The sequence below is a fragment of the Corynebacterium macginleyi genome, from assembly GCF_003688935.1.
Taxonomy (GTDB): Bacteria; Actinomycetota; Actinomycetes; order Mycobacteriales; family Mycobacteriaceae; genus Corynebacterium; species Corynebacterium macginleyi.
Genome location: NZ_REGE01000002.1, coordinates 17,854 through 33,928, shown reverse-complemented (window position 1 = coordinate 33,928; position 16,075 = coordinate 17,854). Strand labels below are relative to the sequence as shown.

At 56.4% G+C, this 16,075-nt stretch carries 14 protein-coding genes; 5 read left to right on the top strand and 9 right to left on the bottom strand.

The window, feature by feature from the left end; all coding sequences use genetic code 11:
* The first annotated feature begins 479 nt into the window (after positions 1–479).
* The 4 genes from gap (at position 480) to secG (ending at position 4,110) form a co-directional block, all read left to right on the top strand.
* Positions 480–1,487, top strand: coding sequence for a type I glyceraldehyde-3-phosphate dehydrogenase (gene gap / locus D9V82_RS01910; protein ID WP_121910716.1), 1,008 nt, complete (start codon positions 480–482; stop codon positions 1,485–1,487).
* A gap of 142 nt (positions 1,488–1,629) precedes the next feature.
* Positions 1,630–2,847: a phosphoglycerate kinase gene (locus D9V82_RS01905; protein ID WP_121910715.1), complete on the top strand. Its 1,218-nt coding sequence runs from the start codon at positions 1,630–1,632 to the stop codon at positions 2,845–2,847.
* 46 nt (positions 2,848–2,893) lie between these two features.
* Positions 2,894–3,676 (top strand): triose-phosphate isomerase, encoded by a 783-nt coding sequence (tpiA, locus tag D9V82_RS01900; RefSeq protein ID WP_121910714.1) that lies wholly within the window; start codon positions 2,894–2,896, stop codon positions 3,674–3,676.
* Positions 3,677–3,873: 197 nt separating this feature from the next.
* Complete coding sequence (secG, locus tag D9V82_RS01895) at positions 3,874–4,110, top strand: preprotein translocase subunit SecG (protein WP_121910713.1); 237 nt, start codon at positions 3,874–3,876, stop codon at positions 4,108–4,110.
* Positions 4,111–4,260: 150 nt separating this feature from the next.
* Here secG and pgl read toward each other — a convergent pair whose 3' ends face one another.
* The 5 genes from pgl to tkt form a co-directional block, all read right to left on the bottom strand.
* Entirely contained in the window at positions 4,261–5,022 is a 762-nt protein-coding gene (pgl, locus tag D9V82_RS01890) for a 6-phosphogluconolactonase (protein ID WP_121910712.1), read from the bottom strand.
* Between the two features lie 46 nt (positions 5,023–5,068).
* Complete coding sequence (locus D9V82_RS01885) at positions 5,069–6,004, bottom strand: glucose-6-phosphate dehydrogenase assembly protein OpcA (protein WP_121910711.1); 936 nt, start codon at positions 6,002–6,004, stop codon at positions 5,069–5,071.
* Between the two features lie 14 nt (positions 6,005–6,018).
* Complete coding sequence (gene zwf, locus D9V82_RS01880; protein WP_121910710.1) at positions 6,019–7,551, bottom strand: glucose-6-phosphate dehydrogenase; 1,533 nt, start codon at positions 7,549–7,551, stop codon at positions 6,019–6,021.
* 99 nt (positions 7,552–7,650) lie between these two features.
* Entirely contained in the window at positions 7,651–8,733 is a 1,083-nt protein-coding gene (tal, locus tag D9V82_RS01875) for a transaldolase (protein WP_121910709.1), read from the bottom strand.
* Between the two features lie 30 nt (positions 8,734–8,763).
* Positions 8,764–10,872: a transketolase gene (tkt, locus tag D9V82_RS01870; protein WP_121910708.1), complete on the bottom strand. Its 2,109-nt coding sequence runs from the start codon at positions 10,870–10,872 to the stop codon at positions 8,764–8,766.
* Positions 10,873–11,201: 329 nt separating this feature from the next.
* Between tkt and D9V82_RS01865 the strand changes: the two genes are divergently transcribed.
* On the top strand, positions 11,202–12,146 hold the full coding sequence (locus tag D9V82_RS01865; RefSeq protein ID WP_121910707.1) for a heme o synthase: 945 nt from the start codon (positions 11,202–11,204) through the stop codon (positions 12,144–12,146).
* 24 nt (positions 12,147–12,170) lie between these two features.
* Here the strand turns inward: D9V82_RS01865 and D9V82_RS01860 are convergent, their stop codons facing one another.
* From D9V82_RS01860 to D9V82_RS01845, 4 genes are all read right to left on the bottom strand, one after another.
* Positions 12,171–13,139, bottom strand: coding sequence for a quinone oxidoreductase family protein (locus D9V82_RS01860; protein WP_121910706.1), 969 nt, complete (start codon positions 13,137–13,139; stop codon positions 12,171–12,173).
* Between the two features lie 56 nt (positions 13,140–13,195).
* Entirely contained in the window at positions 13,196–14,224 is a 1,029-nt protein-coding gene (locus D9V82_RS01855) for a COX15/CtaA family protein (RefSeq protein WP_121910705.1), read from the bottom strand.
* Between the two features lie 71 nt (positions 14,225–14,295).
* A complete protein-coding gene (locus D9V82_RS01850) occupies positions 14,296–15,060 on the bottom strand; it encodes an ABC transporter permease (RefSeq protein WP_121910704.1) in 765 nt (254 codons plus the stop codon).
* A gap of 84 nt (positions 15,061–15,144) precedes the next feature.
* Positions 15,145–16,074, bottom strand: coding sequence for an ABC transporter ATP-binding protein (locus D9V82_RS01845; RefSeq protein WP_121910703.1), 930 nt, complete (start codon positions 16,072–16,074; stop codon positions 15,145–15,147).
* Position 16,075: the final 1 nt, after the last annotated feature.

Below are 16,075 nucleotides of genomic sequence, written 5' to 3'. Positions count from 1 at the left end.
TGTTGCCCACGCGTTTCAGGCGAGAGATTAGCGCCCGGCGAATGCCCGAGTGCTACCTGCAACACAGTGAGTTAGCGCAAGCATATCGCGTTACAAACCCTAGCGTGTGATTTGGGTCAAGATAATTTATTTCTTTGCTTCCATGGCGAGCGGTGTGCTGGCAAACGGGGAATGACTCCATTTAGTGATATATCGCACATCAATGACGTAAAGTACACATGAACAAACCTAAACGGGCTTGAGCAGCCAATTTTTTCAAAAGAAACAAAAACACTCGGAAAAATTGTACGCTTAAATCAGGAAACTTTCAGATGAAGCGCGGTCACACATGAATGTCACTGCACACTTTCTGCAGGCTCTGTAGAATCAGCATTGTTGGGCAAAGCCTCGGGGACCTTACACCCCCAGAGCAGTAAATTATCTGAAGGACCCGCGGTAGGCCCACAGTATTATTACTCGACTCTTAGAGGAGATTTACAGTGACTACCCGCGTAGGAATTAACGGCTTTGGCCGCATTGGCCGTAATTTCTTCCATGCTGTTAACCGGACCAGCAACGATCTGGAGATCGTCGCCGTCAACGACTTGACCGATAACCAGACGCTTTCTAACTTGTTGAAGTACGACTCCGTACTGGGCCGCTTCGATGGTGAGATTACCTACGACGATGACTCTATTACCGTCAACGGCAACCGCATCCAGGTCTTCAATGAGAAGGACCCGAAGAACTTGAAGTGGGGCGAGCTGGATGTGGATCTGGTTATCGAGTCCACCGGCTTTTTTACCAACGGTAACGATGCAAAGGCTCATATCGAGGCCGGCGCCAAGAAGGTCATCATTTCCGCTCCTGGTAAGGAAGTTGACGCTACCTTCGTCTACGGTGTTAACTCCGACACCTATGACCCAGCTAATCACAACGTTATTTCCGCAGCTTCCTGCACCACTAACTGCTTGGCTCCTATGGCTAAGGTGCTCAATGACAAGTTCGGTGTGGAAAAGGGCCTGATGACTACCGTTCACGCTTATACCGGTGATCAGCGTCTGCAGGATGCTCCTCACAAGGACCTGCGCCGCGCCCGCGCTGCAGCTGTCAACCTCGTACCTACCTCCACCGGAGCCGCAAAGGCCGTATCCCTCGTTCTTCCTGAGCTGGAAGGCAAGCTGGACGGCTACGCAATGCGTGTCCCTGTCATCACTGGTTCCGCCACCGACTTGACCTTCACCGCTTCCCGCGACGTCACCGTCGAGGAGATCAACGCCGCACTCAAGGAAGCAGCAGAAGGCGAGCTGAAGGACACCCTCGCATACACCGAGGATCCCTTGGTTTCTACCGATATCGTAACCTCTCCGAACGGCTGCATTTTCGACGCCGGCATGACCAAGGTTTCCAATGGCAACTTGGTTAAGGTTCTGGGTTGGTACGACAACGAGTGGGGCTACACCTCCCAGCTGGTCCGCCTGACCAACCTGGTTGCAGAAAAGCTATAAGTTTCTACGCTAGAGCAGCCTTTAATGCGATACCGGCCATAACTAACGCCCTGACGGCACGACGTTGTGGCCGGTATCGTTTTATATAGGAACCTCGATTGCAAAACATATCCTAAACAACCCATTTTAAAAGGAGTCATACATGGCTTTTAAGACCCTAGATGACCTGCTACAAGAAGGTGTAGAGGACCGTCATATTCTAGTTCGCTCTGACTTCAACGTGCCGTTGGACGATGATGGAAATATTACCGACCCGGGCCGCATTACCGCGTCCCTTCCTACCATTAAGGCGCTGGTCGAAGGTGGCGCGAAGGTCATCCTTTCCGCCCACCTCGGACGCCCCAAGGGCGAGGTAAATTCCAAATACTCCCTGGCTCCGGTTGCAGAAGCGCTATCCGAGGCCCTGGGCCAGTACGTCGCCTTGGCAAACGACGTGACTGGGGAGGACGCCCACGAGCGCGCCAACGGACTAAACAGTGGTGATGTCATGCTGGTCGAAAATGTCCGCTTTGACCCGCGTGAAACCTCCAAGGATGAGGCCGAGCGCGCCGGTTTTGCCGACGAGCTCGTCGCTCTCGCTGCCGATAATGGCGCATTCGTTTCCGACGGATTCGGCGTGGTTCACCGTGCACAGACATCGGTATATGACGTTGCCAAGCGCCTGCCCGCTTATGCCGGCAAGCTGGTAGAGAAGGAATTGGACGTACTGTCCACCGTGGCCAAGGATCCAGCCCACCCCTACGTCGTTGTTCTGGGTGGCGCAAAGGTCTCCGACAAGCTCGGCGTTATCGAAGCCCTGGCTGAAAAGGCCGATAAGATCATCATCGGCGGCGGTATGTGCTACACCCTGCTGGCCGCCAAGGGCTACAACGTTCAGGAGTCCTTGCTGCAAGAAGACCAAATCGAAAACTGCAAGAGCCTGCTAGAGCGCTTCGGTGATAAGATCGTCCTTCCTGTCGACCTCACCGCCGCGAGCGAGTTTGCCGCAGACGCTGAAACCAAGGTTGTTGAGCTCGATGGCATCCCTGAGGGCTGGATGTCGCTGGATATTGGCCCCGCATCCGTTCAGCAATTCGCTGACGTATTGGCTGACTCTAAGACCGTCTTCTGGAACGGTCCCATGGGTGTATTCGAAATGGAAGCCTTCTCCAAGGGGACTGCTGGAGTCGCTCAGGCAATCATCGATGCTACCTCCTCCAACGGTTGCTTCTCCGTCGTTGGTGGCGGCGACTCCGCAGCCTCCGTGCGCACCTTGGGCCTCGATGAGGATGGCTTCAGCCATATTTCCACCGGCGGCGGCGCATCCCTCGAATATTTAGAGGGCAAGCAGCTGCCGGGCGTTTCCGTACTTGAAGCTTAACCTGCCTAAACCTACCGCTTAGCGGCACCCAAAGAAAGGACTAATTATGGCACGAACACCACTTATTGCTGGCAACTGGAAGATGAACCTCGATCACATTGAGGCTATCGGTTCGGTTCAAAAGTTCGCATTCTCCCTACCGGAGGATTATTACGACAAGGTCGATGTAGCCTACATGGTGCCATTTACCGATATCCGTACGATTCAGACGCTCGTTGAGGGTGATCAGCTGAAGATCACCTACGGCGCGCAGGACATCTCCAAGCACGAGTCTGGCGCGTATACCGGTGAGGTATCTGGTCAGATGCTGAGCAAGCTGGGCTGCAGCTGGGTAGTCGTCGGCCATTCCGAGCGCCGCGAATACCATGGTGAAACCGACCAGCTAGTCGCTGCGAAGGCCGCAGCGGCCCTGGACAATGGCATCAGTCCAATCGTTTGTGTGGGTGAGCCGCTCGATGTTCGTGAAGCTGGCACCCACGTCGACTACGTGGTAAACCAAACCCGCGATTCTTTACAGGGGCTCAGTGCCGAGCAGCTTTCCAAGACTGTTATCGCCTACGAGCCCGTGTGGGCCATCGGTACCGGCAAGGTTGCTTCCGCCGATGATGCGCAGGAAGTATGCGCCGTCATCCGTGGCCTGGTCAAGGAACTCGCAGGTGATGAAGTCGCCGACGGCATCCGTATCTTGTACGGCGGTTCCGTGAAGGTTGACTCCGTTGCTGATATCGTCAGCAAGCCCGATGTCGATGGCGGTCTCATCGGTGGTGCTTCCTTGGTCGGGGAGGATTTTGCCAAGTTGGCCGCCAACGCCGCCAATGCCGTTAGTTAACATGCGTTAACAACCTTCACAAGGTGTCTGATTTTCCGCGGGTTGGGGTGTGTCCTGCCCGCGGAATCGTGTAGAGTAAGCCCTTGTGATTGCTTTGCGTAGGCAAAGCCGGTAAGTACCTCGCGCCGGTGGCTAGATTGCTTTCGTTATTACACCGAGAAAGCCACTGGGCGCATGTTGAGAAAAGGAAGAACCTCATGGTCTTAGCACTGGAAATCATTTTGCTCATTTCAGCTATTTTGATGACCATCTTTGTGCTTTTACACAAGGGTAAGGGCGGCGGCCTTTCTAGCCTTTTCGGCGGTGGCGTGCAATCGAACCTGTCTGGTTCGACCGTGGTGGAAAAGAACCTGGACCGTTATACCGTCGTCATGGTGATAACCTGGTTGGCGTGCATCGTAGGCCTCAACCTCATCCAGACTTTCGCCTCCTAGGACGCGCGTGGTAGCACCCCGTTAACTTACAGTGAGGGGACTCTGCCCCGGACGATAGCGTCGGCACTTTTTGGTCCTATGGCCTTCTCTCAGAGAAAGTATAGGACGAAAGTGCTGGCGTTTGTGTATTAAGTGAGGGTAGCGGTGAGGCTAAAGTTCCTGCGCGGCATTGTCTGCAAGGAAGAGGATCGTGTCCTTCCTCCCGCGCGCACCAGCGGCCGGGCACTCTTCTGCATCGACTCCGTCCACGATACTCTTTGCGGCAGCGGCCTTTTCCTCCCCAGCGACCAATAGCCAGACGCGCTCGGACCTATTGACCGCAGGTAACGTGAGGGTGATGCGCTCGCTCGGTGGTTTGGGAGAATCGTGGACTGGTACCGCGAGTTCCTTCCGCTCACGGACGGCAGGAGAGTGGGGGAACATAGAGTTAATGTGGCCTTCCGCGCCCATTCCCAAAAGGTGCAGGTCGAATCCTAAAGGTGCGAATTCTTTCAATTCTGGCTCGTAGGCATTGGCTGCAGCCTCCATGGAAACCGCACCGAGGTCGAATCCGTGGATATTCTCATCTGGGACATTGACGCGATCAAGCAGTGCGGAACGCGCTTGACCTTCATTGGACTCTGGGTCACTGACCGGAACATTGCGTTCATCGCCAAAGAAGATGTGCACGCGGGACCAATCGATGCGCAGGGCAGGGTAATTTTCGCCCTGCTGCTCGGCGGCGAAGTCAAGGCGCGCGAGCTCGTGCAGCAGACCAATTCCCGCGCCGCCGCCCGTTAGTACGATTCTTGCTACACCGTCCCCGTGGAGGCCACCGTTACCGGCCTGAATACTGGTAACGGTCTCAATAAATTTGAGTGCGGCTTGGGAAATAAGATCATCTACATCGCTGACGCGGTGAAGCGTTACCATTCTGTATCAGAATCCTTTGCAACGAATCGGTATAAAAAGTGCACTGTTAAAGCTTACTGTAGTCTACTGCTGCCAAAGCACGCAGCGCCTGAGCATAAGTTTTATCGGCATCGAGGTGCCGCAATTCCTCGGAGAGAATTTCGGTTTGCGTGCGTGGGCTCAAACTGACCAGCGAATCTGGTGTGCCAGGAACGCGCACTCGTACCGTGCGCTCATCAACGACATCCACATCCACGTGGGTCGATTCGCGGTTAAATCGCAGGTGGGTTACCGGAAAAAAGCCACTATTAGTTTCTTTCGCCGTGCGCTGTACCGGAACGTTGAGACGGTCAAGCAACCATCCCGCAGCGAAGTTAGGCGCAGGATGCCCGGCAGGTCCGGAGACCTCTACAGATTGCACTTTTTCATGGGGATGGTGATCGAGCGCGGAAGCGACAATCCCTCGCCATAAAGTGATGGAGGCCCAGGACATATCGGAATCGCCGGGAGAATAGCCACGGGAAAGCCTGCGCAGATCCTGCTCGTCTACGGTGCCCTTATGAGCCACATTAGTAATGCGGCGCTGAGCCAACTTGCCCACGGGGCTTTCCGAGGGCACCTCCGGGCACAGGTTTGGCCACCATGCGACAAGCGGGGTGTCGGGCAGCAAGAGCGGGGTGAGCACGGACTCGGCTTGATCTGCTAGCGCGCCGTGCAATTGCATCACGACAGTCTCGGACGCACCGGCCTCGCCACCGACCCGGAGCTCGGCATCGAGCTGGGTTTCGGAAGTCGGGTCGCCGGGGACCACGACAAGAACGCGGGACGGGTGCTCGTGAGAAGCATCGCGCACGGAGGCAAGGATTTGCTCCAAATCGTCGCTTTCCTGCACCTCCACTATTAGGGTGAGCACCCTGCCCGTGGTACGGGTGTAGTGTTCTTGGGCATCGACAAGCTTCTTAGCAATTTCACCAGTGGTGGTATGAGGCAATGGAATAATCATTGTGTACGTCCCTTCTACGGGCGGCGCCAAGAATGACCTTGGCGGCGCATCATCTTATCGGCGGAGGGGGGTCCCCATGTGCCCGCTTGATAATCTTCGGGCGCACCATTTTTATGCCAGTAATCGATGATCGGATCCAGAATCGACCACGATAGTTCGACTTCTTCATTGGTGGGAAACAGGGAGGATTCATCGAGGAGGGCGTCCAAAATGAGGCGCTCATATGCCTCGGGGGACTCCTCTGTGAAGGCCTCGGCATAGGTGAAGTCCATGTTGACATCGCGCACTTCCATGGTGGAACCTGGCACCTTCGAACCAAAGCGCATGGTCACGCCCTCATCTGGCTGCACGCGAATGACCACCGCGTTTTGGCCAAGGGCATCGGCTTCGCCATCGACAAAGGGTTGGTTCGGTGCGGCCTTGAAGACTAAGGCGATCTCGGTGACACGCCGCCCCAGCCGCTTGCCTGTGCGCAGGTAGAAAGGCACTCCTCCCCAACGCCGCGAATTAACTTTTAACGTACACGCTGCATAGGTCTCTGTAGTGGAGGCAGGATCGAAGCCATCCTCTTCGCGCAAGCCCTTTACGTATTCCGAGCCCTGCCAGCCGCCGGTATATTGGCCACGGGCGGTGGTTTTACTTAGCGGATAAACTGGCTGCGTGGCTCGCAGTACTTTAACTTTTTCAGCGCGTAGCGCCTCTGGTGCAAAGGAGGAAGGTTCCTCCATAGCTACGAGAGCGAGCAGCTGCAAAAGGTGATTTTGAATAACGTCGCGTGCCGCACCGATGCCGTCATAGTAACCAGCGCGGCCGCCGAGGCCGATATCTTCTGCCATGGTAATTTGCACGTGGTCGATATAGTGCGCGTTCCACATTGGCTCAAAAATCTGATTGGCAAACCGTAGCGCCATGATATTTTGCACGGTCTCTTTGCCCAAGTAGTGATCGATGCGGAATACGGCCGATTCGGGGAAGACCGCGTTGACGATTTCATTGAGCTCGCGGGCAGATTCCTGGTCGTGGCCAAAGGGCTTTTCAATGATGAAGCGCCGCCACGATCCCTCTGCGGAATTGGCCATGCCCACGCGCTCTAATTGGTGGCAGATATTGGAGAAAAACTCCGGTGGAACCGAAAGGTAGTAGGCCCAGTTGCCTCCCGTACCGCGAGCCTTATCCAGTTCGGCCAACCTCGCAGAAAGCCTGTCAAATCCCTCATCATCGAAGGAACCTTGTACGAATTCGATCCCTTGGGATAGGTGCTCCCACACGTCGTGGTTAAATCGGGTGCGAGCACCGGCTTCTACCGCGCTGCGGAAATAATCGCAGAAGTCCGCGGTATCCCAGTCCCTGCGGCCATAGCCAACGAGGGTAAAGCCAGCGGGCAGAAGACCACGGCTGGCGAGGTCATAAATGGCCGGCAGGAGCTTCTTGAAAGCTAGATCGCCGGTCACACCAAAGATGACCATGCCCGCAGGGCCGGCGATGCGTGGCAATCGTTTATCAGCGGCATTACGCAAGGGATTGACCCAAGGGGCTGAGTCCGTCACGGATTATCCTTCCTAGAGGCAAAAGCTTAGTGGTCTTCCGACCATTCGCGGCACAACGCCCCGCCAGCTTTCCGGCGGGGCTAGGACCACGGTCGTAGTTTACGCGAGTCGTTGTTTAAGGGAATCAAGAAGGTCATTCCACGCGGCGACGAACTTATCTACGCCCTCGCGCTCGAGGACCATGAAGACATCCTCTAGGTCAATGCCTACCGACTCGAGTTGGGAAAAGATTTTTTCGGATTTATCGGCGGCGGTTAGGGTATCGCCGTGGAGACCACCCTCCTGCAGGACCGCGTCAATGGTTTTTTCCGGCATGGTGTTTACCGTGTGTGGGCCAGCCAGCTCGGTTACGTATAGCGTCGCTGGATAGGCGGGGTTTTTCACGCCGGTAGAAGCCCACAGGGGACGTTGTACCGCTGCGCCTGGTGGGAGGTCATTGTCACCGAGTAATTCTTCCTGGAAGAGGGCATAGGCACGTTGCGCATTGGCGACACCGGCCTTGCCACGCAGAGAGAGTGCTTCTTCGGAACCGATTGCTTCCAAGCGCTTATCAACCTCTGTATCAAGGCGAGAGACGAAGAACGATGCGACCGAGTGGATCTTGGTGACGTCCTTGCCGTTGTCGGCCGCACGTTTGAGCCCTGCTTTGAACGCAGCGATGACTTCACGGTAGCGCGACACTGAGAAGATTAAGGTGACGTTGACGCTGATTCCTTCTGCTAAGGCATCTTCGATAGCGGGAAGTGAGCCCGGGGTGGCCGGTATCTTAATCATCGCATTAGGACGGTTTACCTGGCGCCACAGTTCGCGGGCCTGGTCCAGGGTTGCAGCTGCATCGTCGGAGATGCGCGGATCCACCTCGATGGATACGCGGCCATCTTGACCTTCGGTTTGAGTATAAACATCTGCAAAGAGGTCGCAGGCGTTTTGCACGTCCGTAATCGCCAGGGAGTAAACGACCTCATCCGCCGAAGCGTTCTTCTCCTTCAAGGCCGCTAAGTCCGCGTCATAGGCCGTCCCACTAGTCATGGCGGCGGCGAAGATGGCAGGGTTAGTCGTCACGCCCACAATGGACTTGGAGGAAATAATCTCTTTCAAGTTTCCGGATGTCAACCGTTGACGCGAAAGGTCATCGAGCCAGGTGGAAGTGCCTAATTGGGCAAGTTCAGAAATGTTGTTCATCGTCACTCCTTTATGCGTCGGTGTGGTGACTTAGTTCTGTGTTTCGGCGATGCTCGCGCGTGCGGCATCGGCGACCGCAGCGGCGGTGAAACCAAACTTTTCGAATAGTTCTTCGCCGGGGGCGGAGGCTCCGTAATGCTCTAGGGAGACGTTGCGACCGTAAGTCCCGGTGTACTTGTGCCACGGCATGGCGAGACCTGCCTCAACGGAAACCCGTGCCTTTACGCCGCTGGGAAGGACCGATTCGCGGTATTCTGCGTCTTGCTCGTCGAACCATTCCAAGCATGGCGCCGATACCACGCGAGCGGCCGTGTCCTCGTTTTCAAGCTGCTGGGCGGCCTCCACGGCAAGCTGTACTTCCGATCCGGTGGCTAGCAAGATGACATCGGGTTCATCCTTGGAACCTGCGACCAAGGTATAAGCGCCGCGGCGAACACCATCGTGTGCCTTTTCTTTGGTGCCTTTTAAAATCGGGAGGTTTTGGCGGCTCAGCGCAAGTCCCTTCGGGGCAGCCTTGTATTCCATAGCCGCAGCCCAAGCTTGTGCGGTCTCATTTGCATCGGCGGGGCGGATAACGGACAGGTTCGGAATGGCGCGCAAAGCCGTAAGGGTCTCCACCGGCTGGTGGGTAGGACCGTCTTCGCCCAGGCCAATAGAATCGTGCGTCCATACGTAGTAGGTATCGGTGGACATCAGGGAGCCGAGGCGCACAGCCGGGTACTGATACTCGGAGAAGATCAGGAAGGTTCCGCCATACACGCGGGTATTTCCGTGGAGGGCAATGCCGTTCATGATCGCCGACATTGCGTGTTCACGGATGCCGAAGTGGAGGTTGCGGCCATAAGGCTGCGCGGACCACTTATCGGTGGTGATGTCTTCAGGACCGAAGGAATCCGCGCCCTTAATCACGGTGTTATTGGATCCCGCCAGATCGGCCGAGCCGCCCCACATTTCCGGCAAGGCAGCGGCCAACGCCTGGATCGTTGCCTCAGAGGCTTTACGGGTGGCAATCGCGTCACCTGGCTCCCACACGGGAAGCTCGGCAGCAAAGTTCTCTGGCAGCTCGCGGGCGCACATGCGATCAAATAGCGCTTTATTCTCCGGGTTATCTGCTGCCCAAGCATTGAACTTCTCTTGCCACTGCCCGTGCTTTTCGGCGCCGCGCTCGCGCAGCCTGCGGGTATGAGCCAGCACCTCATCATCGATGTGGAAGGACTTTTCTGGGTCGAATCCGAGTACTTCCTTGGTGGCGGCAACTTCGTCATCGCCCAGCGCAGCGCCGTGAACACCGCCGGTGTTCATCTTGTTGGGGGCAGGATAACCAATTACTGTTTTAACGCGGATGAAGGAGGGGCGCTGGGTTTCCAGCTGGGCATTGCGCACTGCCTCTTCGATAGCAACGACGTCCTCGCCGGATTCAACGGTCTGGACGTGCCAGCCGTATGCCTCATAGCGAGCTGCGGCGTCCTCGTTGAAGGCGATATTGGTGTCGTCCTCGATGGAAATCCTGTTATCGTCCCAGAAGACAATGAGGTTACCCAGTTTCTGAGTACCTGCCAACGACGATGCCTCGGCGGTGACGCCTTCCTGCAAATCGCCATCGGAGGCAATGGCGTAGACATAGTGATCGAAAGGGGATTGGCCGGCCGGTGCCTTCGGATCAAAAAGGCCGCGCTCCTTGCGTGCAGCCATCGCCATACCGACGGCTGATGCTAAGCCTTGACCGAGCGGCCCGGTGGTAATTTCCACGCCGTCGGTGTGGTGTACCTCAGGGTGGCCAGGGGTAAGGGAGTCCCAAGTGCGCAGTTGTTGGAGATCTTCCATCTCCAATCCGAAACCGCCCATAAAGAGTTGAATGTACAAGGTCAGGGAGGAGTGGCCGACGGACAGGACAAAGCGGTCGCGGCCCACCCAATTGACGTCGTTGGGGTCGTGGTTGATGATCCGCTGGTAGAGCGTGTAGGCGAGGGGAGCCAGCGACATGGCCGTGCCTGGATGCCCGGAGCCGCAGTGTTGGACGGCATCGGCAGCAAGCACGCGCACAGTGTCGACAGCGCGAGTGTCGATCTCTGTCCAGTCGTCCGGATAACGGCGCTTGACCATAGCTTGCAGGTCTGGGGACAAATTACCTTTCGACATGGTATAAGACCTCGCTTAACTCTCGGCGTTAAATATTGAACTTCTCACAGTCTAGTTACTTTTTTGACGGCGGTGCGGAATTATTGAAAGCGGCGGCAGACCGGTAAGCTGGCATGGCTCAGCAGTGCACGGTACGGCATTAGTCACTCGCTGCATTTCCGCTGCATTGATGCACATCCATCTGTAGTGCATCTTATATGTAGGCCGTAGTGTGAATTAATTCTCTGGAACTTTTGTGCTGGAGTGTGCGACCACTTCACCGTGGGCTTACCGTACTGTGTAGCGTGTTTGCTGTAGATCAACGTCTGTTCAGATAGTGGAGGAATTCCTTGGAGACCGTCAAGGCCTATTTTGCGCTAACGAAGCCGAGGATCATTGAACTCCTCCTCGTGGCCGCAATTCCGGCGATGCTCCAAGCACAACGCAGCGTTGAGGCGGTTTCTGAGAATATTTGGCTCATCGCTTCCACCATTTTCGGCGGGTGGATGGGCGCTGCGGCCGCTCATACCTTCAATAACGTGGTCGATTATGAAATTGACAGAAAAATGCAACGCACCCGCGCGCGACCACTAGTTCGCGCCACGATTTCTAAGCGCAACGCTGCGATCTTCGCCTGGATTATGCTCGTGGTTTCGGTGCTGTGGTTGGGAATCCTCGCAAATTCCTGGTTGGCGGCGTTTTTCGTCATCCTGACGAACTTCTTCTATGTCTTTGTCTACACCAAGTTTTTGAAAATGCGCAATGCCCAAAACATTGTATGGGGCGGTTTAGCGGGGTGTATGCCGGCCATGGTGGGCTGGGCTGTAATTCGTGATAACGCGCCGGCAGGCGAGCCCGACCGCTGGTGGCAGGCAATAGTTCTATTCCTTATTATCTTTTTCTGGACCCCGCCACATACCTGGGCCCTGGCTATGAAATACAAGGAAGACTACCGCAAGGCCGGGGTCCCGATGCTGCCGGTTGTGGCACCGGAACTAGAAGTAACCCGCCAGATTGTCTGGTATTCCATCGCCATGGTTTTCGTTACGCTGCTTATCGTTCCCGCGGCATCGTGGATCTATCTCATTGCCGCCGTTACTTCCGGTGCGGTCTTCTTATGGTTAGCCATTCGCCTGCACCAAGGCGTACAGCAAGGCGCAAAGATCAAGCCCATGCGTCTGTTTATCTATTCAAATAACTACCTGTCGGTACTTTTCATCGGCCTATCTATCGATGCTGTGCTGGGCTGGGAGCCAATCGGCAGGATGCTCGGTTGGTCCGCAACCTTGTTTTAGAACCCAGTAGAGCGCTTATTTGACCTAGTCCGGGGTGACCCGCAGGACGATGGATCCAGTGGTGCTGCGCGATTGGAGGTCGCGGTGGGCCTGTGCCGCTTCTTCTAAAGGATAAGAGGCGGAAACATTGAGCTTGAGGTCTCCATCCATAATGGCTTGCACAACCGCTTGCGCGCGCATCTGGAATTCCCCTTCTTGCGCCGTCCACGCTCCGAGCGAAGGGCGGGTCAGGAAAATCGAGCCATGCTTATTAAGCAGCTGAGGATCGATGGGTTCTACTGGGCCGGAGGCGGCACCAAAGAGTGCGACTGTCCCGCGAGCGCGAACGGCCTCGAGCGATTCAAAAAAGGTGGATTGTCCCACGCCGTCATAGACCACATCGATGCCGCGGCCGCCAGTAAGTCGGCGAACCTGCTCGCCCCAGCCTTCGCGGTAGCGAAAGACGTGCTCGGCACCGCACGCATACGAAATCTTTTCCTTCTCATCGCTGGAGACTATCGTGTAGACCGTTGCACCCAGAGAAGACGCCATTTGGGTCAGGAGCTGACCGACGCCGCCCGCACCGGCGGTAATGAGGCAGGTGTCGCCTTCGCCCAGCTCGTACACGCCGTGGGACAAGAAGTGAGCGGTCATGCCTTGTAGCAACATGGAAGCCGCTATTTCGGTGGGGAAATCATCCGGCACAGCGACAAGACCATTCCGGGAAACGCAGACTTGCTCGGCATAAGATCCGAAGGCGTGGTGCCATGCCACTAGGGTGCCTTCTGCAATTTGTCCTTGCGGATCGTAGACGACGCGTCCCGTACCTTCGAATCCGGGAATAAAAGGCTTTTCGGCGCTATAGATGCCCTCGCGGTAGTAGGTATCGATGTAGTTCACGCCCGCGACGGTGACATCGACTAAGACTTCTTCCTCAGTGGGCGTTGGTGCAGGAACCTCCGTATAGCGCAGGACTTCCGGCCCGCCTGTTTCTGCGATCTGAATAGCGTGCATAAGGCCATGCTATCCCACACAGCCCGGTAGCTGCAGAAAAAGCTGTTGTCTAAAATTCAGACTGCAGCGCGTTCTTTTTCCAGTGTTTGCTGGCGCACGGCGTATTTATCGTCGCCGCTGGGAGAACCTGAGATCAGGTTGGATGTACCGCCGACGCGGTGGTGGCCGTGTGCCCACAGCAGGGCGGTAAAGCCGGTAACGACGGCGGACATACCGATGTGGAAGGGGACCGTCCACCGTGGTACACCCAGGTAGAACTGCAACACTCCAACGGCCCACTGGATAAGGATGCAGACGATAAGGACCCATCCAGCCTTCTTGGCCTCCCGTGGCGTGTGGTGCTTGTACAGCAGGAAGAGGGTGATGGCGGTAAATATGAGGTAGACGTACATGCACATGGCGTGGGCAATAGCCATGGATTCGGTATCCACATCCAAGCGGCCATCCATTCCTACGCCGGAGTCCCCGGAGTGCACGCCAGAACCAGTCACCATTGTTCCAGTGATGAGAACGATCGATAGTGCGATGGTCGCGATGACGGCGATGATACGAATTGCTTGCGGGAAACGCGGCTGCGTGGTCCCGTCATCGGGTTCCTTGATGCGGGCGTACAACATGCAGGCAAGCCATACCAGCACCATGGAGGGCAGGAAATGAAGTGCGACGGACCACCAGCGCAGATCCAGATGCACGGAAATGCCGCCTATAACGGCCTGCAGCACAATGCCGGCAACGTTGAGCCAGGCATAGACCTTGAGCTCACGACGGCGGCAGGCCATATACATGGCAATAACTGCCGCGCCAGCAGCGGCGGAATCAACAAAGGTGAGTAGGCGATTGCCAAACTCGATAATCTGGTGTAGCGCCGGTGCGGCGCCTTCTACCGGCACCAAGGAGCCAGGGTGGCATTGAGGCCAGGTGGGGCAGCCTAGGCCGGAACCGGTGACGCGGACAATGGAACCAGACACGGTGATGCCGCCTTGGCAGAAAATCAGGATCAGCGCGATGAGACGCTGTTGTTGCACGGTAGGGACGGCCTCTTTAAAAAAGCGTTTAGTTCTGGTCCAGTAATTCACAAGGTGCATCTTACTCGTGGGTGGGTAGCGAGCCGAAAACCTTCGCCCTTACTTAGCGGGGATTTGGGCATAATTCACATTTAGCCTTCGAAGCGGAACCAACGAACGGCTGCATACGACGCTACCGCTAGCCATGCTGTCAAGGAAATGAGTTCGATGCCGGGGAAGGTGGAATTAGAGGCATCGGCAAGTGCGCTCGCTAGTGCTACCGTCGGGACGATATTCAGCAGGCCATTATCGCCTAAGCCCTGGGAGTACAGGGCCCAGCCGACGATCGCCAGAAGGATGAACCAAATGAGGTTGGCCAACGCGAGTACCGCTTCAGAGCTAAGGGTTCCACCAAGCACCAACCCCATGGCGGTAAAAGTAGCCACACCAAAAATAAGCGAGACGATCGTGAGCAGAATTCCGGACCACCCCATCCGCAGTCCCAGGGCAAATGCTGTGGCACCGAGGACGAGTAGTTGGAATGCCACCATCGTCAGCACCCCAATGATCTTGCCGCCTATAATCGCCCATGCTGGCACGCCGGACGCGCCGGTGCGTTTCAGGGCCCCGTAGCGACGGTCGAAGGCCAGCGAAATGGCCTGCCCCGTAAAGCCTGCGGACGTCGTCGCCACAGCAAGCACCATGGGAAATACCTCGTGTAGCCCATGGCCGGTGGTCGCTTCGAGGCGGGAGGTCCCAATCAGTATGGCGAGCGGGATAATGATGCTGAGCAATTGTTGCTCGCCATGGCGCAGCATGAGCTTTGCCTCCATGCCGCCTTGGGCAAGGATGATGGCGCCCGCACTCGCCCGCTGGGGAGCCGGGCGGAAAGTGCCTGGGGAAGACGTTGCGCTCATAATCGGGGCCTGTTCCTTGAAATTTTTGACGTGATGAATCTGGATACTGGTGATTGTAGGGTGAAGGCAAGACACAAGAATTATTCAGCTGCGCAAATGTCTGCCTGTGAGATCGAGGAATACTTCCTCGAGGTTGCGGTGATGGGATTCTAAGCTTTGTAAAAGGACGCTTTGCCGGGCGAGCTCGGCGGCGAGGGCAGAAACCAGCTCCGGTGAATTGGGCTGGTTCACCCGGTAGTGCAGCGGGCGCGATGTGGTTGCGGGGATTCCAATTTGCTGCACTGCCTCGATATCGACTGGGGAATTGGTGCTAAAGCTAAAACCGGCCCTATCGCCCTGGGAGGTAAGTTCTTCGGGCGTGCCCTGTGCTACGAGCGCGCCGTGATCCATGATAGCGATGTGATCTGCCAGCGATTCAGCCTCATCCATGAGGTGAGTGGTCACTATAACGGTGACCCCGTCCCGCTTGAGGGCGCGGATTAAGTCCCAGACGGCGAGCCGCGATTGGGCATCCATGCCTGCAGTGGGCTCGTCGAGGAAGACTAGCTCGGGCCTGCCGATGACCGCGAGCGCGAGCGAAAGCCGTTGCTGTTGGCCGCCGGATAGTCGCCGGTAGGGCGTACGTGCAACGCCTTGTAAGCCGAGGGTTTCGAGCAACCAGTGCGGTGGCAGCGGATTGGTGTTGTACCGTGCGGTTAATTCCAGCATTTCTTGCACGCGAATGCCGGAGTAGGATCCACCGCCTTGCAGCATAATTCCCACTTTCTCGCGAACTCTATCCGGTGCGGTGCTGGGGTCAATCCCCAAGACCTTAATGGATCCGGCGGTGGGACGGATAAAGCCTTCGGACATTTCGATGGTGGTGGATTTACCCGCACCATTAGGGCCGAGCAGGCAGAATATTTCGCCATGTGCAACGCTCAGGCTGAGCCCATTGACGGCTGAGGTGGGGCCATATCTCTTTACCACGCCCTGCAAGGACAGGGCGGGGCTATCAGCTGGAATTGCATTCACG